This window comes from Klebsiella sp. ME-303 (genome assembly GCF_007910085.1).
GTDB lineage: Bacteria > Pseudomonadota > Gammaproteobacteria > Enterobacterales > Enterobacteriaceae > Klebsiella > Klebsiella michiganensis.
Map to the genome: position 1 here is coordinate 21,195 of NZ_VOJB01000053.1, position 20,740 is coordinate 41,934.

Below are 20,740 nucleotides of genomic sequence, written 5' to 3' on the forward strand. Positions count from 1 at the left end.
AATTGAATAAAAGCAGGCGGGGTTACAACTCTTTTTTAGTTTTTATAGTAAAAGTTAATGTGCTCGTTGATGTGCATCAAACCGTGCCGCGCCGCCGGTAAGATGAAAAAGGCGCCGGCGTCAGAAGACAACCGGCGCAAAGAGGCATTAGTGTTTTACGGTATCCTCCAGGAAGAAACGTCCCAGCGGATTCTGATAAAAACCATCGATATTTTTGCGGCTGACGTTGCGGTACGGGCTGTAATACAGATCGACCCAGTTCACGTCGGCCTTGGCCATTTTTTGCAGGTCGATATACATCTGCTCGCGCTTTTTACTGTCCATTTCAACGCGCGCGGCGGCCACCAGCGCTTTAACCTGGTCGTTATGATAGCGGGTCATATAGTTCATATTGGCATCGTGACCCAGCACGAAGGTGGTTTTCTGATCGGGGTCGAGAATATCGTTGGTCCAGTACATCACCGATATATCGTACTCCCCGGCCACCAGCATATCCCAGCTCTGGCTCGGGTCGACTTTTTGCAAATTCACCGTCACCCCGGCTTTTGCCAGCTGCTGTTGTAGCAAAATGGCAATTTGCTCATCGACTTCATCCCCGGCATTGACCACATAGTTCAGCTTCAGGTCGGCAGCACCCGCCGCTTTCAGCATCGCTTTGGCCTTTTGCGGATCGTATGGCCGGCGAAGATTATCCTGATAGTGGTAAAGCGCTCCGGCGGGAATATAGGAATTGGCCACCTGACCGTAGCCAAAGGTCACGGTTTTTACAATCGCGTCTTTATCAATCGCGAAGTCCAGCGCCTGACGGACTTCCACCTTGCCCAGCGCGCCGTGAGAATGATTGATCAGCAGATGGTCCTCGCGAGTAGAAGGATCCAGCTCCACCTTCAGATTGGCATCCTTTTGTAACGATGCAATGCGCGAGAAAGGCACGGTCAGCGCGGCGTCAAGTTCGCCGGCCTGCACTTTCAGCATGCGGGTATTGTCGTCCGGAATGGTTAACCACTCCACGCCATCCAGGCTGACGTTTTTCGCCTGCCAGAAGTTCGGGTTCTTCACCAGCACGATCTTTTCTCCGCGCAGCCACTCTTTCACGCTAAACGCGCCGGAGCCCACGGGCTTTTCGGCAAACGCCTCTTCGCCTTCCGCCTTCATCGCCTGCTGGGAAATCACCGAAGCGTTCGGCAGCGCCAGCTGCGATAAGAACGGCGCTGAAGGCGATTTCAGCGTCACCACCAGCGTGCGCGGGTCCGTGGCTTCCGCTTTGGCAATAATGCTATAGGAATCCCGCCACAGCGAGCCTTCATCATCGCGGATACGGATCAGGCTAAACGCCGCATCGCTGGCGGTCAGCGGCGTACCGTCCGAGAACCGGGTTGCGCGAATTTTGAAGGTATAGACTTTGCCATCCGGTGAAATCGTCCAGCTCTCGGCCACGCCCGGCTCCAGCTTCGTCCCGCTTTTATCCACCCGCACCAGCGGGTCAAAGACGTTGGAAAAGACCCAGTTATCCGCATTTTGCGCCGATTTTATCGGGTCAAACGTGGTGCTGTCCTCCCGGCGGCCAATGGTCAATACGCCGGCCGCCTGAGCTATTTCACTCACCACGCTGAGCGCCAGAAAAACGCTCGCCGCCAGTAACTTAATCTGCCTGTGCTTCATCAAAAGATCCCCCAGTTAACGGAAAAACGGTCTCATCGCCCGCGAGGTTGAGCACGCAGGCATAAGCGCGATCGGCAATCTGCCGGGTTGGTGGTGGTGCGCCGGTGCGGCACTGCACCTGCGCATAAGGGCAGCGCGGATGAAATGCACAGCCTTGTGGAACGGCTACGGGACTGGGCGGCTCGCCCCCCAGCAAATTTTTCGGCAGCGGTTTATCCGGGTCGATTTCCGGGATCGCCGAGACCAGCGCGGCGGTATAGGGATGCAGCGGTCGAGTGAAGACCGCTTCTGCCGGCCCCTCTTCCACAATTCTCCCAAGATACATCACCGCAACGCGATCGCAGAGCCGCCGCACAATCGCCAGATCGTGGGCGATAAACAGAATCGCCAGCCCCATCTTTTCCCGCAGATCCATCAGCAGGTTGACGATCTGTCCCTGAATAGAGACGTCCAGCGCCGCGACGCACTCATCGGCCACGATCAGCCGCGGCTCCATGGCCAGCGCTCTGGCAATACCGACGCGCTGGCACTGGCCGCCGCTTAGCTGAGACGGTTTCGCGCTGGCCTGCTGCGGACGCAGGCCGACCAGGGTGAGCAGTTCCGCAACCCGCAGCGCTTCCTGCCCGCGCGGGACTTTCTGATGCACGCGCAGCACCTCGGAGATGCTTTCTCCTACGGTCTGCCGGGGATTCAACGAGGCATAGGGATCCTGGAAAATCATCGCGCTTTGCTGGCGCAGACGGGCAATATCGCTGGTTAAGCCATGGGTAATGCGCTGTCCGGCGAACCGCACCTCGCCATCGGCAACCCGTTCAAGCTGTAACAGCGCTCGGCCAAGCGTGCTCTTACCGCTGCCGGATTCGCCGACAAGGCCCAGCGTCTCGCCAGGAAAGATCTGCATCGTGACCCGGTTTACCGCGTGTACGACCCGCTTCGGCCGCCAAAGGCCGCCGGAAACCGGGAAGGTGACGCAAAGATTATCGGCCTCAAGCAGCGGCCAGCGAGCGTTAACCATTATCCCTCCTGCCGTGCTGGCAAAATGTGATGGCAGGCCACCGCGTGGCTATGGCAATCCTGCCCGTAACGCAGCAATGGCTGGCTCTGACACGCCTCATCGGCGCGGCGGCAGCGCGGGTGAAAGCGACACCCTGATGGGAAGTGGTCGGCGCTGGGCGGCTGGCCGTCGATGATCGTCAACCTCCCCTGCCCGCCTTCGCTGGCCGGCTGACAATCAATGAGCCCGCGGGTGTAGGGATGCAGGGGCCCGCCAAGCACTTCGCGTTTGCCGCCCACTTCACACAGCCTGCCGCCGTACATCACCGCAATCCGGTCGCAGGTTTGCGCCACCACCCCGAGATCGTGGGTGATCATAATGACCGCCAGCCCCAGCTCGGCGCGCAGATCGCTGAGCAGGCGCAGAATCTGCATCTGCACGGTGACATCCAGCGCGGTGGTCGGTTCGTCAGCAATCAGCAGCCGGGGTTCCGGCGCGAGGGCAACGGCGATCATCGCCCTCTGGCGCATGCCGCCGGAAAATTCGTGCGGATAGCTATTGAGCCGATTCTGCGGGTCCGGGATACCGACCTGGCGCAGCAAGGCCAGCGCATCCTCCCGCGCCTGACGGCGGTTTGCCGCAAAGTGAAGGCGGCGACTTTCTGCAATCTGCTCTCCAATGGTCATCACCGGATTGAGATGGCTGGTCGGGTTCTGGAAAATCATGCCGATTTCCCGGCCGCGCACCGCCGACATTTGCCCTTCGCTGAGGGACAAGATATCCCGGCCGTCCAGCAGAACCTCACCGCCGGTAATCCGCAGTCCGGCCCCCGGCAGCAGGCGCATCAGCGCCCGGCAGGTCACGGTTTTCCCCGACCCGCTTTCGCCAACCAGCCCAAGCATCTCCCCGGCTTCAAGCGTTAACGAGACGTTATCCACCAGCGCGACATCCTCGCCGCGCATGACCGTCAGCTGATTTACCTTCAGCAAGCTCATACGCGTTCCCCTAGCTTATCGCCCAGCCCATCGGCCAGCAGGCTGAAGCCCATCGCCAGCAGCACGATGGCAAGCCCCGGAAAGGTGGTTATCCACCATGCGGTGGTGATAAAGCTCTGCCCTTCGGCCACCATAATCCCCCATTCGGCGGTAGGAGGCTGCACGCCGAGCCCGAGATAGCTCACCGAGGCCCCGTTCAGCAGCACCAGAACGCAGTCAGACATCGAAAAAATTATGGCTCCGGTTAGCGCATTGGGCAGCAGATGGCGGAACAAAATCCGCAGATGGCCGTAGCCCAGACTGCGGGCCGCCAGAATAAAATCGCGCTGTTTCAGCGTCAGTACCTGAGCGCGTACCAGCCGGGCGTAGGAGACCCAGCCCACCATCGCCATCGCCATATAAAAGCTGCTCAGCCCCGGCCCGAGGATGGCGATAATCGCCAGCATCAGCACCAGAAACGGAAAGGCCAGCACGATATCAATAACCCGCATCACCAGCGCGTCGGCCACGCCGCCGAGATAGCCCGCCAGCGCCCCCAGGGTGGTGCCGAGCATAAAGGGGAACAGGACCCCCAGCAGGCAGATTTGCAGATCGACCCGCGCCCCCCACAGCACGCGGGAAAAAACGTCGCGGCCAAAGTTGTCGGTACCGAAGAGATGCGCGCCGCCCGGCGGCAGCAGGCTGGAAGAGGCGTCCTGGACAATAGGATCGAACGGCGCTATCCACGGCGCCAGACAGGCGACCAGTAGCCATAGTCCGACTATCGCCAGCCCGGCGAAGAGCGCCTGCTGACGCGGGATCGCCCGCTGACGCAGGCGGGAAAAGGTCGCTATCGCCTTCATAGTTTTATCCTTGGGTCGAGGGCCACGGTCAGAATATCCGCCAGCAGGCTGACCGCCACGGTGGCAAGGGCAAAGACCATTACCACGCCCTGCACCACCATGTAGTCGCGGCTAAAAATCGCCTTAACCAGCAGCTGTCCGAGGCCGGGGATAGCAAACACGCTTTCAATCACCACCGTACTGCCTATAAGCCAGCCAATATTCACCGCCAGCAGATTGATGGTCGGCACCAGCGAGTTCGGCAGCACGTGCCGCCAGAAGATACGTCTTTCCTGCTGCCCGCGCGCCCGGGCCGCCACCACATAGTCGCTATTCATCTCCATCAGCAGGCTGGCGCGCAGGTTGCGAATCAATACCGCCGACAGCGCCAGCGCCACGGTCAGGCACGGCAAAACCATATGGTGCAGCTGGTCTAAAAAATCGCTGCCGTAGCCGGAGACCGGAAACCAGCCGAGCACGATACTGAACAGCAGAATCAGCATGATGCCGAGCCAGAACGCCGGGAATCCGAGCCCGGCGGTCGTAAACAGACGAATCAACCGATCGGCGAGACGCCCGCGCTGGCGTGCGGCTATCGCCGCCAGCGGCACCGTCAACGCTACTGCCAGCAGAACGCTGCCGAGCACCAGCCACAGCGTCGGTTCCAGCCGCGAGGCAATCAGCTTCAGGGTATCCACCCGGTATACAATCGACTTCCCCAGCTCGCCCTGCAGCAGGTTGCGCAGAAAATAGCCGTACTGAACCCACAGCGGTTCATCGAGGGCAAACTGCGCGCGAATGCGGGCCAGCGCCGCCGGCGTGCTGCGCACCCCCAGCAGAATACGCGCCGGATCGCCGGGGATCGCGCGCACCATCATGAAGGTGATCAGGCTGATACCCAGCAGAACCGGCAGCAGCTGTAGCGGGCGAAAAAGCAGAAAGCGGTAACGATGCATTAACAGCCTCCCGCGTCGCGCTGGCGTGCCAGAAAATCGAGCAGCACCGGGTAGTAAGCCTGCGGCTCTTCGTAAAACGGCATATGGCTGCTGTTGGCAAAAATGGCTATTTCAGCGTTCGCCAGGCCCTGCTTCATTTTCAGGGCGCAGGCGGGCGTCAGTTCATCGTGCTGGCCGCTGGTGATCAAACAGGGCACGCGGATTGACGCCAGCTCAGCGCTGCGGTTCCAGTTTTTTAAATTACCGGTATAGAGGAATTCGTTCGGCCCCTGCATGGTGATATACGGGCCCATATTCCAGTCCCCAAGCGAGCGGGTAACCGGCTCTGGCCAGACGTCAAGACGGCACACGTGACGGTAATTCAGCAGCGTAATCGCCGCCTGATAGGCTGGGTGGTCTAGCCAGCCGAGCGCTTCGTAGCGCTGCATCATCGCGACGGTTTCTGGCCCCAGCGCCCCGCGCAGACGGTTCAGCTCCTGCACCAGATGCGGCATATCGGCGACGGTGTTTTCAAGAATCAGCGAGCGAATTGCGCCAGGATGGTGCAATGCCACTTCAATCGCCAGCCATCCGCCCCACGAGTGACCAAGCAGATGCACCTGACCAAGGCCCAAAGTCCGGCGGACGGTCTCCACTTCACGCACATAGCGCGCCATCGTCCACAGGCTGGCGTCATCCGGCCGGTCGGACTTTCCGGTCCCCAACTGGTCAAAGGCGATCACCCGATAGCCGTGCTGTTTCAGGCAGGCGTGGGCTTCGCGCAGATAGTCGCAGGGCAGCCCCGGTCCGCCGTTGAGGCAGAGAACGGTCTCATCGCCGTCGCCAAACTGATAGGCCACGACGTTATAGCCTTCCACCGCAATGTTATGGCACCGGTCGGGCGCTATTTCGCTCCACATGGTCTATTCCTCATCGTCGATGGTAAGAGGGTTGGGGTCTGTCTTAACGCTAACGGCAACCCCGGACGCTGAACAGTTAGCAAAAATACTAGTTTTGCGCTGCGCCGGGACGGCACCGGAATTGCATATCTTTGGGCCAGCTACTGACGGATTTGCACAAATCGTGCCCGTCGCAGGTCTCGTTTTAGGTGAAGGGGGTTATATGCGACTGGAGTTTGACCACCCCGGCAGCGCGCGGGCGGCCAGCCTGGATGACGCATTCAGCGGGCTTTTTCAGCACACCCGGAGGTTGGGATTTGAGGCGGTGATTTACGATTACACGCCGGTTCCGCGTTCTCTGGAAGGAGAACTGATTACGCCCTCGCTGCTGAAAACGTTCAACGTGCCGGAAGATATGCGCCAGCTATGGTGCGAGCGCGGATATTACCAGGTGGATCCGGTACAGCACTGCGCGCTCGAGAGCTGCGCGCCTTTTGTCTGGTCCTATCAACGGCCGGACAGCAGCATGCTGCGCGGGAGGCTGGACAATCATCCCACCGCGGTCACCGACTATATGCGCGAACACAATATGCCCTGCGGCGCGACGGTTCCCCTGCATCTCCCCAACGGGGGATTCGTGACCCTCACCGGCATCCATACCGGCCAGCGCCAGGAGCGGGAAATCAGCGCCACCCTGGCGCAGCTGATGCTGCTCGCCTGGCAGTTTCAGGAGTCCGCCTTCCCGCTGTTCGACAGCACTATGCTCACCTGCCATCACGTCAAGCTGAGCAACCGCGAGCGCGAATGCCTGGCGTGGTCCGCCGAGGGGCTTACCGCCAAAGAGATCGCCCGCAAGCTGCATCGCTCGGTGGCGACGGTGACGCTGCATCTCAATACCGCGGCCAAAAAGCTGGGCGCCAGCAACCGCGTGCAGGCGGTGGTCCGCGCCCTGCACTACCGTCTGCTCGACAGCTAAGAACTAGCATTTTTGCTAGTGTTCAGCCGCGGTTGCCAGCCTTTACCCTGAAAGCCGGTCCACTTAGCAGGGTAAAGATGATTCATGTATACCATCCGCGAAGGTTACGCCCCGTTTCGGCACTATCAAACCTGGTTTCGCGTTTGCGGCGATATCGATAGCGGACTCACGCCGCTGGTCGTCGCCCACGGCGGGCCGGGGTGCACGCATGATTACGTCGATGCGTTCCGCGATATCGCCCTCAGCGGGCGAGCGGTGATCCACTACGATCAGTTAGGCAACGGGCGTTCAACCCATTTACCGCAGCAGCCCGCCGACTTCTGGCAACCGGCGCTGTTTCTTGACGAACTGGCTAACCTGCTGCTGCATCTCAATATTGCCGATAATTACGCCCTGCTCGGCCAATCTTGGGGAGGTATGCTCGGCGCGGAGCACGCCGTGACGCAGCCAAAGGGGTTAAAGGCGCTGATTATCGCCAACTCCCCGGCATCGATGGCGCTGTGGCTGCAGGGTGCGGCAAAGCTGCGGGCGCAGCTGCCCGCCGACGTCCAGCAGACGCTGCTGGACCATGAGGCGGCGGGAACGCTGGACAGCGCGGAATATAAGGCGGCAAGCGCAGTATTTTATCAACGCCACGTCTGTCGGCTCGATCCCTGGCCGGCGGAAGTGCGGCGCACCTTCGACGCCATGGATGCCGACCCGACGGTTTATCACGCCATGAATGGCCCCACCGAATTCCACGTTATCGGCAGCATGAAAGCGTGGACGATTATCGACCGCCTCGCGCGCATTACGGTTCCGGTTCTGCTGCTTTCCGGGCGCTACGATGAAGCCACGCCGGAAGTGGTACAGCCCTTTATGGACCATATCTCCGGCGCCGAGTGGGTCATTTTTGAAGCCTCGAGCCATATGCCGCACGTCGAAGAGCGCGAGCTGTGCATGAAGACGGTGAACGACTTTTTAGGCCGGGCGATACCATAAAAGCCGCTTACAGCGCCAGTCCGCCTCCGCCACTGAAGGGCCGCTCGCCGGCGATTTTCATCACTTCAGCCCCTAAAGTGACAAACGGCGCCCGACGGCTGGCATAAATCAGGCCGCCCGATGTCGGCCGCACCGCTTTGACCATATCGGTCAGCGGATCGATGATTTCCGCGACGACATCGTCAGCGCTGACCCACTCGCCGGGCTGTTTTAGCTGCACCAGGATGCCGGTCGCCGGCGCGGTGACAATCTCCCCGGCGGCAAACGGCAGCATCACCGTTTCCTGCTGCGGAACCTCGGGCCTGGCGCCCGCCAGCACGCCGCGGTACTGCAGGTAACGGTAAATGCGTTCGGCGTCGTCGCAGGCGGTGGCGTGATTCACCTCCTGCTGGCCGCGCAGCTCGACGGTCACCGCCATGCAGCCGGGCTGCTGCTGGCGCCACGACGGATTCCTCGCGCAAAGACGCTGCCACGGCAGGCCGCAGGCTTCATCAAACGAGTTGCCCCCGCTCTCCTGCGACAGCAGCACGGCGCCAATACCGAGGAAAGCCGCCAGAACTTTCGCCTCGCGTTGCCAGGCCGGGTCGGCGTAGAGGTGCAAAATCGCCTGGTCATCGCAGTGCAGATCGAGCACCAGATCGGCATCGCAGGCGAGGCTCAGCAGATGGTGGCGCAGGGCCTGCGCCTCGCTCACGGCGGGAAGCGCCGCCAGCGCCTCCCGCATCGCCGCGCGCACCCGCTGCAGATACTCGGGGCGCGTACCGGGCAAATCCGCCGGTAAACCGGCCTGCGCCAGCGCCGCCAGATCGGGAAAATCGCGGTTAAAATTGCGCCCGCTCGCCAGATCGAAACGGCCAATACCGCTGCTGAGCAGCACCTGGGCCAGCCCCGGCGGGTTGGCTACCGGCACAAGAATGATTTCGCCGCGCAGTTCGCCGCGCCGTTCCGCCTGGCTGAGTAATCTTTTAAGATAATGCAGAACCAGCATGCCCGGGATTTCATCGGCGTGCAGCCCCGCCTGCAGATAGACCTTCTCTCCCGTGCCGGGCGCGCCGAAATGAAAATGGCTTAATTGCCGCTGCCCACCGAGTGCATGTTCAGGTAATGTATAGTGTTTAATTTTCATTGGACGTCCTGGTTGTGGAAAAGAAAGCCCGGCTTGACCGTATCGATCATAAGATCCTTGAAATTCTGCGCCGGGATGGCCGCATTTCTTATCAGAAGCTCTCGGAGCAGGTAAACCTCACCGCCCGTCCATGCCTGGAGCGGGTGCGCGGCCTCGAGCGCGACGGCATTATTCGCGGCTACAGCGCCATTGTAGAACTGCCCGAGCCGGAGCACGCGTTTGTGGTACAGGCGCAAATCGCGCTGGCCGACCACGGGCGCTCGCAGCCGATGTTTGAGCAGGAGATGCGCCAGACGCCCGAAGTGCTGGACTGCTGGCTGGTCAGCGGCAGCTTCGACTTTCTGGTACGCATCGGCTGCCGCAGCATGGCGCACTACTGCCAGCTGGCGGATAGCTGGCTGACCAGTAAAAAGTTTCACGTCGATAAAATCGTCACCCTGACCGAACTGCAGGCCATTAAGCGCTCCTGACTAGCCGCGCCGGATAAACGCCAGCCAGCGCCGCTCGGCGCGGGAAAAGGCGAAAATCAGCATAAAGGTGCAGAGCAGATACAGCGCCGCGGCCATCAGAAACGGAATAAACGGCGAATAGGTCATGGCGTAGAACGCGCGGGCCACGCCGGTAATATCCAGCAGGGTGACGGTGCTGGCCAGCGACGTGGCGTGCAGTAAAAAGACCATTTCATTATTCAGCGCCGGGATCCCGCGTCTGAGCGTCGCAGGCAGCACCAGACGACGAATAATCTGCCATTTCCCCATCCCGTAGGCCTCCCCGGCGACCCACTCCTGGCGCGGAAAGGTCACCATCATCCCCGCCAGGAGCTCCGCGACGTACGCGGCAGTGTTGAGGACCAGCGCCAGCGTGGCGCAGAAGGTCGCATCGCGGAACAACAGCCAGAACGGCTGGTCGTTCATCCAGCCCGTCTGCACGATATCGAACTGCGACAGGCCGTAGTAAATCAGCATCAGCTGGAGATAGAGCGGCGTGCTGCGGAAAAAATACGTAAAACCACGGATGGGCAGCGCCAGCGCGCGCGGTCCATACACCTGCCCCACCGCCATCGCTATCGCCAGCGCCATCCCGGGAACGATGGAGAGCAAAAACAGCTCCGCCGTGACCGCCAGCCCGCTGGCGGCGCCGTTGCCGTCGCTCCACAAAAAGCTCGGGATCGCATCGAGAAAGGTTTGCAGATTCATAAGGCCGTCCCCGCCGTGGAAGAGCGCAGCGCGTAACGCTTCGCCAGGCGGCTGAAAAGCCAGCTGGAGAGTGCGGTAATCACCATGTAAATCAGCGAGACCAGAAAATAGAAGAGGAACGGCTTTTGCGTGGCGCGCCCGGCCTGTTCGGCCAGCCATACCATATCCTCAAGGCCCAGGATCGACACCAGCGCCGATGCTTTCATCAGCCCCAGCCAGTTGTTGTTGATGCCCGGGATCGCGAAGCTCAGCATCTGCGGCAGCATCACCCGGCGGAACACCGTCCACGGCCGCATCCCGTAGGCCTGCGCAGCTTCGGTTTGCCCGCGATCGACGGTCAGAAAGGCGCCGCGAAAGGTCTCGGTGTAATAGGCGCCGAAAACAAAGCCGATCGCCAGCACGCCGGAGATAAAGGTATTGAAGCGCACCGGCCCGAGCCCCACCAGACCCAGCAGCAGGTTCACCAGCATCTCGCCGCCGAAAAACAGCAGCAGCATAATCACCAGCTCCGGGATACCGCGCACCAGCGTGGTGTAGGCGGTGGAAAACAGGCGCAGCCACGGCGGGCCAAAGAGCTTAACCAGCGAGTTAATCAGCCCCAGCAGCAGAGCGACCAGTAATGAAGAGAGCATCACGCACAGCGAAAGCGCCGCGCCGCGTAACAACAGGGGTAAATAGTCTGCGACCATATTCAGCCTTCCGCGGAGGTCGTAAAGGGGCGCAGGCCATCACCCGCGCCCGCATCTTCACGACTTATTTGCCATAAATATCAAAGCTAAAGTATTTTTTCTGGATCGCGTCGTAGGTGCCGTCGGTGCGGATTGCCTTAATGGCCCCGTTCAGCGCATCGCGCAGCGCCGGGTTGTCTTTATTCACCGCAATCCCCACGTCGGAAGAGATGCCGCCGTCCTGGATAACCGGACCGGCAAAGGCGAATTTCTGCCCGCGCGGGGTATCAATAAAGCCGGTCGCCGCCTGAATATTATCCTGCAACGCGGCGTCGATTCGCCCGGAGAGCAGGTCGAGGTAGACGTTATCCTGGTTAGCGTAACCGACAATCTTCACGCCATGATTGGCCCAGTTGGCCTTCGCAAACGCTTCATGGGTGGAGCCGGTCTGGACGCCGACGGTTTTGCCTTTCAGGCTGGCGACGTCAGGCATCAGCGGGCTGCCTTTGCGCGCCACCAGCTGCGCCGCGCTGCGGTAGTAGCGGTCGGTGAAATCCACTTCCTTTTTACGCTCATCGGTAATATTGAGCGAAGCGATAATGGCATCGAACTTATGCGCGTTGAGGGCGGCAATCATGCTTTCGAACGGCTGCTTCACGAAAACGCATTTGGCTTTTAGCTGGGTGCACAGCGCATTGGCGATATCAATATCAAAGCCGGTAATTTCACCGCTGGGCGCCAGCACGTCAAACGGCGGATAGCCGCCATCGACGCCAAAGCTGATGGTGTCAAACTGCTGGGCGGCCAGCGGCGCGCTGAGCGCCATGCAGGCCAGTAGTGCGGCAAGGCGTATTTTCATTTCGATCTCCCCGGTGTTGGCGCGGTGATTAAAAACGCAGTGAGAGGCAGGTCAGGCCGCCATCCATTTTCTTAAATTCGCTGGTGTCGAGCTGCACGATAGGCATTCCCAGCTTGCTGATTTCGCCCAGGGTATAGGGGTAGCCCTGCGGCGTAATTAAGGTATCGTTGATCCACAGCGTATTTCCGGCGTAGGCCTCCTCTTCCGGGATCACGATGCTGTTGAAGCCGCTAAACGCCGGATGGCTAACGTAGCCTTCCGTCAGCAGCAGCGTATTGCGGCCCACATAGTTGACGATCGATTTCAGATGCAGACCGGCGCTCACTTCAATCGCCGCGACCTGATAGCCGTGCGGCTCAACGGCGGCGGCAAACTCGCGGATCCCCTGCTCATCGGTGCGCGCCGTCAGGCCGATAAAAAACTGCTTATCCACTAACAGCACGTCGCCGCCGTCCATATGCCCGCGCTCGCTCATTCGCGCCAGCGGACGGAACCCCGCCAGCACCGGCGCAATGGTATCGACCTCGCCCTGACGGCTCGGCGCGCCCGGATGGGTGATCACCGCCAGTTCCGGCATCACCACCGCGGTATCTTCAACAAAGTGCGCATCAGGATAATCCGCCGCCGCGGGCAGTACGGTGACCTTCAGGCCAAGCTGCAGCAGGGTTTCTACATAGGAGAGAAACTGGCGGGTGGTGGCGGCGATATCCGGCGCGCCCAGCCGGGCGGTAGTTTGTCCTGCGCCGCAGGTGGCGGCCGGGAGACGGGCGATAGCTTGGGTAAAATGCATAAAGAACCCTCTGGTAGTGGTCGCATTGCTTAAGGCAAAATCGTGAGTGAATTTGATTATCAAACAGATGCCGCCGCCAATCAGGCTGAATCACTTTCCGGAGCCGCTTATTCACGCTGTATATCAGTTCAGATTCGACGTATTCCGCTGTGACCCTTAAGAAACAGCGGATGACGGGCAATAACTAACCGGGTTCATCGCCCGGCTAAGCAAAATCGTTAAGCGAATATTACGCCTAACTATTCACCGTAACCGGCTCTGCGAAAAGCATTTTTTACAGACATATCTGGACAGTCTTTTCATAATTCCTCCATTTTTAAGCAGCGTTCGCTGGCTAAACTAGTATCATTCCGTGAAACGTTTCAGGATGAGATAGCAAATTAATGAAAGGTAGCAATAAAAGCCGTTGGGCTGCGGTGCTGGTGGTCGCGATCGTCGCGGGCGCCGCGTACTGGTTCTGGCAGGGTCGCGAAGCGGCAAACAGCGGCGCGCCGACGGCATCAGGCGCGCGTCAGCAGGGGCCCGGAGGCGGACGCCCCGGTCGTTTTGGCGCCGCCCTCGCGCCGGTACAGGCGGCCACCGCCACCAGCGAAGCGGTACCCCGCTACCTTTCCGGCCTCGGCACCGTGACGGCGGCGAATACCGTCACCGTCCGCAGCCGCGTCGACGGCCAGCTGCTGGCCATCCACTTTACCGAAGGCCAGCAGGTCAAAGCGGGCGATCTGCTCGCGGAAATCGACCCCAGCCAGTTTAAAGTTGCCCTCGCCCAGGCCGAAGGCCAGCTGGCCAAAGATCGGGCGACCCTCGCCAACGCCCGTCGCGATCTGGCGCGCTACCAGCAGCTGGTCAAAACCAATCTGGTTTCCCGGCAGGAGCTGGACACCCAGCAGTCGCTGGTCAGCGAAACCCAGGGTACGATCAAAGCGGACGAAGCCGCCGTCGCCAGCGCCCAGCTGCAGCTGGACTGGAGCCGCATCACCGCGCCAATCGACGGCCGGGTCGGCTTAAAACAGGTGGATATCGGCAACCAGATCGCCAGCGGCGACACCACCGGGATTGTGGTGCTGACGCAAACCCACCCTATCGACGTGGTCTTTACGCTGCCGGAAAACCAAATCGCCACCGTAGTACAGGCGCAGAAGGCGGGAAAAAAGCTGGCTGTCGAAGCCTGGGACCGCACCAATAAACAGAAAATCAGCGAAGGCTCACTGCTGAGCCTCGATAACCAGATTGACGCCACCACCGGCACCATCAAGCTGAAAGCGCGCTTTACTAACCTGGACGATGCCCTGTTCCCGAATCAGTTCGTCAACGCCCGTATGCTGGTCGATACCGAGCAGAACGCGGTGGTGATCCCAACCGCCGCGCTGCAAATGGGTAACGAAGGCCATTTCGTCTGGGTACTGAACGATGAGAACAAGGTCAGCAAGCACACCGTCACGCCGGGTATTCAGGACAGCCTGAAAGTGGTGATCAACGCCGGGCTTTCCGCCGGCGATCGCGTCGTAACCGACGGTATCGACCGTCTGACCGAAGGCGCGAAGGTTGAGGTGGTGGAAGCCCACGATGCGGCTACCGCCGCCGAGCCGGAAAAAGCCACCAGCCGCGAGTACGGTAAAAAAGGAGCGCGCTCCTGATGCAAGTGTTACCGCCGAGCAGCACGGGTGGCCCTTCCCGTCTGTTTATCATGCGCCCGGTCGCCACGACGCTGTTAATGGTGGCCATTATGCTGGCCGGGATTATCGGCTATCGTTTCCTGCCGGTTTCGGCGCTGCCGGAAGTGGACTACCCGACGATTCAGGTGGTAACCCTCTATCCCGGCGCCAGCCCGGACGTGATGACCTCGTCGGTGACCGCCCCGCTGGAGCGCCAGTTTGGCCAGATGTCCGGCCTCAAGCAGATGTCCTCCCAGAGCTCCGGCGGCGCGTCGGTGGTGACGCTCCAGTTCCAGCTCACGCTGCCGCTGGACGTCGCGGAGCAGGAAGTGCAGGCGGCCATCAACGCCGCCACCAACCTGCTGCCTTCGGACCTGCCTAACCCGCCGGTCTACAGTAAGGTGAACCCCGCCGATCCGCCGATTATGACCCTCGCGGTCACCTCTTCCGCCGTGCCGATGACCCAGGTCGAGGATATGGTGGAGACCCGCGTGGCGCAGAAAATCTCCCAGGTTTCCGGCGTCGGGCTGGTCACCCTCGCGGGCGGCCAGCGCCCGGCGGTACGCGTCAAGCTCAACGCCCAGGCCATCGCCGCCCTCGGGCTGACCAGCGAAACGGTGCGCACCGCGATAACCAGCGCCAACGTCAACTCGGCGAAGGGGAGCCTTGACGGCCCGTCGCGGGCGGTGACCCTCTCCGCCAACGATCAGATGCAGTCGGCGGAAGATTACCGCCGGCTGATTATCGCTTATCAGAACGGCGCGCCGATTCGCCTCGGCGACGTCGCCACCGTGGAACAGGGCGCGGAAAACAGCTGGCTTGGGGCATGGGCCAACAATCAGCGGGCGATCGTCATGAACGTCCAGCGCCAGCCGGGGGCCAACATTATCTCGACCGCCGACAGCATCCGCCAGATGCTGCCGCAGCTCACCGAAAGCCTGCCGAAATCGGTTAAAGTACAGGTACTTTCCGACCGAACCACCAATATCCGCGCCTCGGTTAGCGATACCCAGTTCGAGCTGATGCTGGCCATCGCCCTGGTGGTGATGATTATCTACGTCTTTCTGCGCAACGTCCCGGCGACGATTATTCCCGGCATCGCCGTACCGCTATCGCTGGTCGGCACCTTTGCGGTGATGGTATTTCTCGATTTTTCAATTAACAACCTGACGCTGATGGCCCTGACCATCGCCACCGGCTTTGTGGTCGATGACGCCATCGTGGTGATTGAAAACATCTCGCGCTATATCGAGAAAGGCGAAAAGCCGCTGGCCGCCGCCCTGAAAGGGGCCGGAGAGATTGGCTTTACCATTATCTCGCTGACCTTCTCGCTGATTGCGGTGCTGATCCCGCTGCTGTTTATGGGCGATATCGTGGGCCGTCTGTTCCGCGAGTTCGCCATTACCCTGGCGGTGGCGATCCTGATTTCCGCGGTGGTGTCGCTGACCCTGACGCCGATGATGTGCGCCCGCATGCTGAGCCACGAGTCTCTGCGCAAGCAGAACCGCTTCTCGCGCGCCAGCGAGCGTTTCTTTGAGCGGGTGATTGCCGTCTATGGCCGCTGGCTGAGCCGGGTGCTGAATCATCCGTGGCTGACCCTGAGCGTGGCCCTCGGTACGCTGGTGCTGTCGATTATGCTGTGGGTGTTTATTCCGAAGGGCTTCTTCCCGATTCAGGACAACGGCATTATCCAGGGGACGCTGCAGGCGCCGCAGTCGGCGTCGTTCGCCAACATGGCCGAGCGCCAGCAGCAGGTGTCGGCAGCGATACTCAACGATCCGGCGGTGGAAAGCCTGACCTCCTACGTCGGCGTCGACGGTACCAACCCGGCGCTCAACAGCGCCCGCCTGCAAATCAACCTTAAGCCGCTGGACGAGCGCGACGATCGCGTGCAGACGGTGATCGCCCGCCTGCAGAACGCGGTGAGCGGCATCCCCGGCATTGAGCTTTACCTCCAGCCGACGCAGGATCTGACCATTGACACCACCGTCAGCCGCACCCAGTATCAGTTCACCCTGCAGGCCAACTCGCTGGACGCGCTCAGCAACTGGGTCCCGCAGCTGCTGGCCCGGCTGCAGGCGCTGCCGCAGCTCTCCGACGTCAGCAGCGACTGGCAGGATAAGGGCCTGGCGGCGTATATCAACGTTGACCGCGATAGCGCCAGCCGTCTCGGCATCAGCATGGCGGACGTGGATAACGCGCTGTATAACGCCTTCGGTCAGCGCTTAATCTCCACCATTTATACCCAGGCGAATCAGTACCGCGTGGTGCTGGAGCATGATACCCAGGCCACGCCGGGGCTGGCGGCGCTGGATAATATTCGCCTGACCAGCAGCGACGGCGGGATTGTGCCGCTGAAATCCATCGCCAGCGTCGAGGAGCGCTTTGCCCCGCTATCCATAAACCATCTCGATCAGTTCCCGGTTACCACCATCTCGTTTAACGTGCCGGACAACTATTCGCTGGGCGATGCGGTCGAAGCGATTCTTGGCGCCGAGCAGGCGCTGGAATTCCCGAGCGATATCCGTACCCAGTTCCAGGGCAGCTCTCTGGCCTTCCAGTCGGCGCTCGGCAGCACCGTCTGGCTGGTGGTTGCCGCGGTGGTGGCGATGTATATCGTCCTCGGGGTGCTGTATGAAAGCTTTATTCATCCGATAACGATTCTCTCCACCCTGCCGACGGCGGGCGTCGGCGCGCTGCTGGCGCTATGGCTGGCGGGGAGCGAACTGGACGTTATCGCGATTATCGGCATCATTCTGCTGATCGGCATCGTCAAGAAAAACGCCATCATGATGATCGACTTCGCGCTGGCCGCCGAACGCGAGCAGGGCATGCCGCCGCGCGAGGCGATCTACCAGGCCTGCCTGCTGCGCTTCCGCCCGATCCTGATGACCACCCTCGCCGCCCTGCTGGGCGCACTGCCGCTGATGCTCAGTACCGGCGTCGGCGCGGAGCTGCGGCGTCCGCTGGGGATTGGCATGGTCGGCGGTCTGATGCTCAGCCAGGTGCTGACGCTGTTCACGACTCCGGTTATCTATCTGCTGTTCGACCGGCTGTCGCTGTATATAAAGAGCCGGTTCCCGCGGCGTGAGGAGGAGGCGTAGGTGAAGTTTTTCGCCCTCTTCATTTACCGTCCGGTGGCGACGATTCTGATTTCGCTCGCCATCACCCTGTGCGGCATCCTCGGTTTCCGCCTGCTGCCGGTGGCGCCGCTGCCGCAGGTGGATTTCCCGGTCATCATGGTCAGCGCCTCGCTGCCCGGCGCGTCGCCGGAGACCATGGCCTCTTCGGTGGCGACGCCGCTGGAGCGCTCTTTGGGGCGGATTGCCGGGGTCAATGAGATGACCTCCTCCAGCTCGCTCGGCAGTACGCGCATCATTCTTGAGTTCAACTTTGACCGCGATATCAACGGCGCGGCCCGCGACGTGCAGGCGGCGATTAACGCCGCGCAAAGCCTGCTGCCGAGCGGCATGCCGAGCCGTCCGACCTACCGCAAAGCCAACCCGTCAGACGCGCCGATCATGATCCTCACCCTCACCTCGGATACCTGGTCCCAGGGTGAACTGTACGACTTCGCCTCTACCCAGCTGGCGCAGACCATTGCCCAGATTGACGGCGTCGGCGACGTGGACGTCGGCGGCAGTTCGCTGCCCGCGGTGCGCGTCGACCTCAACCCGCAGGCGCTGTTTAACCAGGGCGTATCGCTGGACGCGGTGCGCACCGCCATCAGCAACGCCAACGTACGTAAACCGCAGGGGGCGCTGGAAGATGCCACCCACCGCTGGCAGGTGGCGACCAACGACGAGCTGAAGACCGCCGCCGAATACCAGCCGCTGATCGTGCACTATAACAACGGCGCGGCGGTGCGCCTCGGCGACGTCGCCAACGTCACCGATTCGGTGCAGGACGTGCGCAACGCCGGGATGACTAACGCCAAACCGGCGATTTTGCTGATGATCCGCAAGCTGCCGGAAGCCAATATCATCGAGACGGTGGACAGCATTCGCGCCCGCCTGCCGGAGCTGCAGCGCACCATCCCGGCCTCTGTCGATCTGCAAATCGCCCAGGACCGCTCGCCGACCATCCGCGCCTCGCTGGAGGAAGTGGAGCAAACGCTGGTCATCTCGGTGGCGCTGGTGATCCTCGTGGTCTTCCTCTTCCTCCGCTCGGGGCGCGCGACGCTGATCCCGGCGGTGGCGGTTCCGGTTTCGCTGATCGGCACCTTCGCCGCCATGTACCTGTGCGGCTTCAGCCTTAACAACCTGTCGCTGATGGCGCTGACTATCGCTACCGGCTTCGTGGTCGATGACGCCATCGTGGTGCTGGAAAATATTTCCCGCCATCTGGAAGCCGGCATGAAGCCGCTGCAGGCGGCGCTGCAGGGGAGCCGGGAAGTCGGTTTTACCGTCCTGTCGATGAGCCTGTCGCTGGTGGCGGTGTTCCTGCCGCTGCTGCTGATGGGCGGCCTGCCGGGAAGGCTGCTGCGCGAATTCGCCGTTACCCTGTCGGTGGCGATTGGCATTTCGCTGGCGGTCTCTCTGACCCTGACGCCGATGATGTGCGGCTGGCTGCTGAAAAGCGGCAAGCCCCACGAGCCGACGCGCAAGCGCGGGGTTGGCCGCCTGCTGGTGGCGATTCAGGGCGGATACGGCAAATCGCTGAAGTGGGTGCTGAAGCACAGCCGCTTAACCGGACTGGTGCTGCTTGGCACCATCGCGCTGAGCGTCTGGCTCTATATCTCAATTCCCAAAACCTTCTTTCCGGAGCAGGACACCGGGGTGCTGATGGGCGGTATCCAGGCAGACCAGAGCATCTCGTTCCAGGCGATGCGCGGCAAGCTGGAGGACTTTATGAAGATCATTCGTGAAGATCCGGCGGTGGACAACGTCACCGGTTTTACCGGCGGCTCGCGGGTCAACAGCGGAATGATGTTTATCACCCTCAAGTCGCGCGATGAGCGCCATGAAACGGCGCAGCAGATTATCGATCGGCTGCGGAAGAAGCTGGCCAAAGAGCCGGGGGCCAACCTGTTCCTGATGGCGGTACAGGATATCCGCGTCGGCGGCCGTCAGGCCAACGCCAGCTACCAGTATACGCTGCTGTCGGACGACCTTGCGGCGCTGCGGGAATGGGAGCCGAAAATCCGCAAAACGCTGGCGGCGCTGCCGGAGCTGGCGGACGTCAACTCCGACAGCCAGAATAACGGCGCGGAGATGGATCTGATCTACGATCGCGATACCATGTCGCGGCTCGGCATCAGCGTGCAGGACGCCAACAATCTGCTGAACAACGCCTTCGGTCAGCGGCAGATCTCAACCATCTACCAGCCGCTGAACCAGTATAAAGTGGTGATGCAGGTCGACCCGGTCTACACCCAGGACGTCAGCGCCCTCGATAAGATGTTTGTAATCAACAGCGAAGACAAGCCGATTCCGCTCTCCTATTTCGCCAAATGGCAGCCGGCTAACGCGCCGCTGTCGGTGAACCACCAGGGGCTGTCGGCGGCGTCGACCATCTCCTTTAACCTGCCTACCGGCAAGTCGCTGTCGGAAGCCAGCGACGCCATCAACCGGGCGATGACCCAGATTGGCGTGCCGTCCAGCGTCCGCGGGTCCTTCGCCGGGACCGCGCAGGTGTTCCAGGAGACCATGAACTCGCAGGTGATCCTGATTCTGGCGGCCATCGCCACGGTCTATATCGTGCTGGGGATCCTCTATGAGAGCTACGTTCATCCGCTGACCATTCTGTCGACCATTCCGTCCGCCGGCGTCGGCGCGCTGCTGGCGCTGGAGCTTTTCGATGCCCCGTTCAGCCTAATCGCGCTTATCGGGATTATGCTATTAATTGGCATCGTGAAGAAAAACGCCATCATGATGGTCGATTTCGCCCTTGAGGCGCAGCGCAACGGCAACCTGCCGCCGGAAGAGGCGATCTTCCAGGCCTGTCTGCTGCGCTTCCGGCCGATAATGATGACCACCCTGGCGGCGCTGTTCGGCGCGCTGCCGCTGGTTATCTCCGGCGGCGACGGCTCCGAGCTGCGCCAGCCGCTGGGGATTACCATTGTCGGCGGCCTGGTGATGAGTCAGCTGTTGACCCTGTACACCACGCCGGTGGTCTATCTGTTCTTCGACCGTCTGCGGCTGCGTTTTTCGCGAAAAGTCCCTCAACCGGTAAGCGAATAAC

At 61.1% G+C, this 20,740-nt stretch carries 17 protein-coding genes; 6 read left to right on the plus strand and 11 right to left on the minus strand.

Features of this window, described 5'->3' with window-relative positions:
- Positions 1 to 147: 147 nt before the first annotated feature.
- The 6 genes from FQK12_RS02720 to FQK12_RS02745 are packed head-to-tail and all read right to left on the minus strand — an operon-like array spanning position 148 to position 6,327.
- Positions 148 to 1,662: an ABC transporter substrate-binding protein gene (locus tag FQK12_RS02720; protein ID WP_014230083.1), complete on the minus strand. Its 1,515-nt coding sequence runs from the start codon at positions 1,660 to 1,662 to the stop codon at positions 148 to 150.
- Positions 1,643 to 2,677: an ABC transporter ATP-binding protein gene (locus tag FQK12_RS02725; protein ID WP_014230084.1), complete on the minus strand. Its 1,035-nt coding sequence runs from the start codon at positions 2,675 to 2,677 to the stop codon at positions 1,643 to 1,645. The genes FQK12_RS02720 and FQK12_RS02725 overlap by 20 nt, the downstream gene beginning before the upstream one ends.
- Positions 2,677 to 3,651 carry an ABC transporter ATP-binding protein gene (locus tag FQK12_RS02730; RefSeq protein WP_014230085.1) on the minus strand — a complete coding sequence of 325 codons (975 nt, stop codon included), beginning with the start codon at positions 3,649 to 3,651 and terminating at the stop codon, positions 2,677 to 2,679. The genes FQK12_RS02725 and FQK12_RS02730 overlap by 1 nt, the downstream gene beginning before the upstream one ends.
- On the minus strand, positions 3,648 to 4,493 hold the full coding sequence (locus tag FQK12_RS02735) for an ABC transporter permease (RefSeq protein ID WP_014230086.1): 846 nt from the start codon (positions 4,491 to 4,493) through the stop codon (positions 3,648 to 3,650). The genes FQK12_RS02730 and FQK12_RS02735 overlap by 4 nt, the downstream gene beginning before the upstream one ends.
- Entirely contained in the window at positions 4,490 to 5,428 is a 939-nt protein-coding gene (locus FQK12_RS02740; protein WP_004852520.1) for an ABC transporter permease, read from the minus strand. Before FQK12_RS02740 ends, FQK12_RS02735 begins: the two co-directional genes overlap by 4 nt.
- Positions 5,428 to 6,327 (minus strand): proline iminopeptidase-family hydrolase, encoded by a 900-nt coding sequence (locus FQK12_RS02745; protein WP_014230087.1) that lies wholly within the window; start codon positions 6,325 to 6,327, stop codon positions 5,428 to 5,430. Before FQK12_RS02745 ends, FQK12_RS02740 begins: the two co-directional genes overlap by 1 nt.
- A 202-nt stretch (positions 6,328 to 6,529) precedes the next feature.
- On the opposite strand from FQK12_RS02745, the gene FQK12_RS02750 reads away from it, so the two are divergent.
- Together FQK12_RS02750 and FQK12_RS02755 are read left to right on the plus strand one after the other, a co-directional pair.
- Complete coding sequence (locus FQK12_RS02750; RefSeq protein ID WP_014230088.1) at positions 6,530 to 7,282, plus strand: helix-turn-helix transcriptional regulator; 753 nt, start codon at positions 6,530 to 6,532, stop codon at positions 7,280 to 7,282.
- 84 nt (positions 7,283 to 7,366) lie between these two features.
- The gene (locus tag FQK12_RS02755; protein ID WP_014230089.1) at positions 7,367 to 8,263 is read left to right on the plus strand and encodes a proline iminopeptidase-family hydrolase; all 897 of its coding nucleotides are present in this window, start codon (positions 7,367 to 7,369) and stop codon (positions 8,261 to 8,263) included.
- A gap of 7 nt (positions 8,264 to 8,270) precedes the next feature.
- Here the strand turns inward: FQK12_RS02755 and FQK12_RS02760 are convergent, their stop codons facing one another.
- Positions 8,271 to 9,389 carry a succinylglutamate desuccinylase/aspartoacylase family protein gene (locus FQK12_RS02760; protein WP_014230090.1) on the minus strand — a complete coding sequence of 373 codons (1,119 nt, stop codon included), beginning with the start codon at positions 9,387 to 9,389 and terminating at the stop codon, positions 8,271 to 8,273.
- A 14-nt stretch (positions 9,390 to 9,403) separates the two neighbouring features.
- Here FQK12_RS02760 and FQK12_RS02765 point away from each other — a divergent pair, with 14 nt between their 5' ends.
- On the plus strand, positions 9,404 to 9,859 hold the full coding sequence (locus FQK12_RS02765) for an Lrp/AsnC family transcriptional regulator (protein WP_038423413.1): 456 nt from the start codon (positions 9,404 to 9,406) through the stop codon (positions 9,857 to 9,859).
- Here the strand turns inward: FQK12_RS02765 and FQK12_RS02770 are convergent, their stop codons facing one another.
- The 4 genes from FQK12_RS02770 to FQK12_RS02785 all read right to left on the minus strand — a co-directional run bounded on the left by FQK12_RS02770 (position 9,860) and on the right by FQK12_RS02785 (position 12,902).
- Positions 9,860 to 10,585 carry an ABC transporter permease gene (locus tag FQK12_RS02770; RefSeq protein ID WP_014230092.1) on the minus strand — a complete coding sequence of 242 codons (726 nt, stop codon included), beginning with the start codon at positions 10,583 to 10,585 and terminating at the stop codon, positions 9,860 to 9,862.
- Entirely contained in the window at positions 10,582 to 11,274 is a 693-nt protein-coding gene (locus tag FQK12_RS02775; protein ID WP_014230093.1) for an ABC transporter permease, read from the minus strand. The genes FQK12_RS02770 and FQK12_RS02775 overlap by 4 nt, the downstream gene beginning before the upstream one ends.
- Positions 11,275 to 11,338: 64 nt before the next feature.
- On the minus strand, positions 11,339 to 12,112 hold the full coding sequence (locus FQK12_RS02780) for an ABC transporter substrate-binding protein (RefSeq protein ID WP_014230094.1): 774 nt from the start codon (positions 12,110 to 12,112) through the stop codon (positions 11,339 to 11,341).
- Positions 12,113 to 12,140: 28 nt separating this feature from the next.
- Complete coding sequence (locus tag FQK12_RS02785; protein WP_014230095.1) at positions 12,141 to 12,902, minus strand: dimethylarginine dimethylaminohydrolase family protein; 762 nt, start codon at positions 12,900 to 12,902, stop codon at positions 12,141 to 12,143.
- Between the two features lie 383 nt (positions 12,903 to 13,285).
- Here FQK12_RS02785 and FQK12_RS02790 point away from each other — a divergent pair, with 383 nt between their 5' ends.
- Genes FQK12_RS02790 through mdtC form a run of 3 tightly spaced genes read left to right on the plus strand, consistent with a single transcriptional unit; the run spans position 13,286 to position 20,739 of the window.
- Entirely contained in the window at positions 13,286 to 14,539 is a 1,254-nt protein-coding gene (locus FQK12_RS02790; RefSeq protein ID WP_014230096.1) for an MdtA/MuxA family multidrug efflux RND transporter periplasmic adaptor subunit, read from the plus strand.
- Positions 14,539 to 17,661 carry an MdtB/MuxB family multidrug efflux RND transporter permease subunit gene (locus FQK12_RS02795; RefSeq protein WP_014230097.1) on the plus strand — a complete coding sequence of 1,041 codons (3,123 nt, stop codon included), beginning with the start codon at positions 14,539 to 14,541 and terminating at the stop codon, positions 17,659 to 17,661. Before FQK12_RS02790 ends, FQK12_RS02795 begins: the two co-directional genes overlap by 1 nt.
- Complete coding sequence (mdtC, locus tag FQK12_RS02800; RefSeq protein ID WP_014230098.1) at positions 17,662 to 20,739, plus strand: multidrug efflux RND transporter permease subunit MdtC; 3,078 nt, start codon at positions 17,662 to 17,664, stop codon at positions 20,737 to 20,739.
- Position 20,740 lies beyond the last annotated feature (1 nt).

Coding starts and splice junctions, on each gene's coding strand:
- FQK12_RS02795 (WP_014230097.1), top strand. CDS start 14,539: ATGCAAGTGTTACCGCCGAGCAGCACGGGTGGCCCTTCCCGTCTGTTT.
- FQK12_RS02735 (WP_014230086.1), bottom strand. CDS start 4,493: ATGAAGGCGATAGCGACCTTTTCCCGCCTGCGTCAGCGGGCGATCCCG.
- FQK12_RS02760 (WP_014230090.1), bottom strand. CDS start 9,389: ATGAAAATTAAACACTATACATTACCTGAACATGCACTCGGTGGGCAG.
- FQK12_RS02790 (WP_014230096.1), top strand. CDS start 13,286: ATGAAAGGTAGCAATAAAAGCCGTTGGGCTGCGGTGCTGGTGGTCGCG.
- FQK12_RS02770 (WP_014230092.1), bottom strand. CDS start 10,585: ATGAATCTGCAAACCTTTCTCGATGCGATCCCGAGCTTTTTGTGGAGC.
- FQK12_RS02720 (WP_014230083.1), bottom strand. CDS start 1,662: ATGAAGCACAGGCAGATTAAGTTACTGGCGGCGAGCGTTTTTCTGGCG.
- FQK12_RS02745 (WP_014230087.1), bottom strand. CDS start 6,327: ATGTGGAGCGAAATAGCGCCCGACCGGTGCCATAACATTGCGGTGGAA.
- FQK12_RS02740 (WP_004852520.1), bottom strand. CDS start 5,428: ATGCATCGTTACCGCTTTCTGCTTTTTCGCCCGCTACAGCTGCTGCCG.
- FQK12_RS02780 (WP_014230094.1), bottom strand. CDS start 12,112: ATGAAAATACGCCTTGCCGCACTACTGGCCTGCATGGCGCTCAGCGCG.
- FQK12_RS02775 (WP_014230093.1), bottom strand. CDS start 11,274: ATGGTCGCAGACTATTTACCCCTGTTGTTACGCGGCGCGGCGCTTTCG.
- FQK12_RS02785 (WP_014230095.1), bottom strand. CDS start 12,902: ATGCATTTTACCCAAGCTATCGCCCGTCTCCCGGCCGCCACCTGCGGC.
- FQK12_RS02730 (WP_014230085.1), bottom strand. CDS start 3,651: ATGAGCTTGCTGAAGGTAAATCAGCTGACGGTCATGCGCGGCGAGGAT.
- FQK12_RS02725 (WP_014230084.1), bottom strand. CDS start 2,677: ATGGTTAACGCTCGCTGGCCGCTGCTTGAGGCCGATAATCTTTGCGTC.
- FQK12_RS02750 (WP_014230088.1), top strand. CDS start 6,530: ATGCGACTGGAGTTTGACCACCCCGGCAGCGCGCGGGCGGCCAGCCTG.
- FQK12_RS02755 (WP_014230089.1), top strand. CDS start 7,367: ATGTATACCATCCGCGAAGGTTACGCCCCGTTTCGGCACTATCAAACC.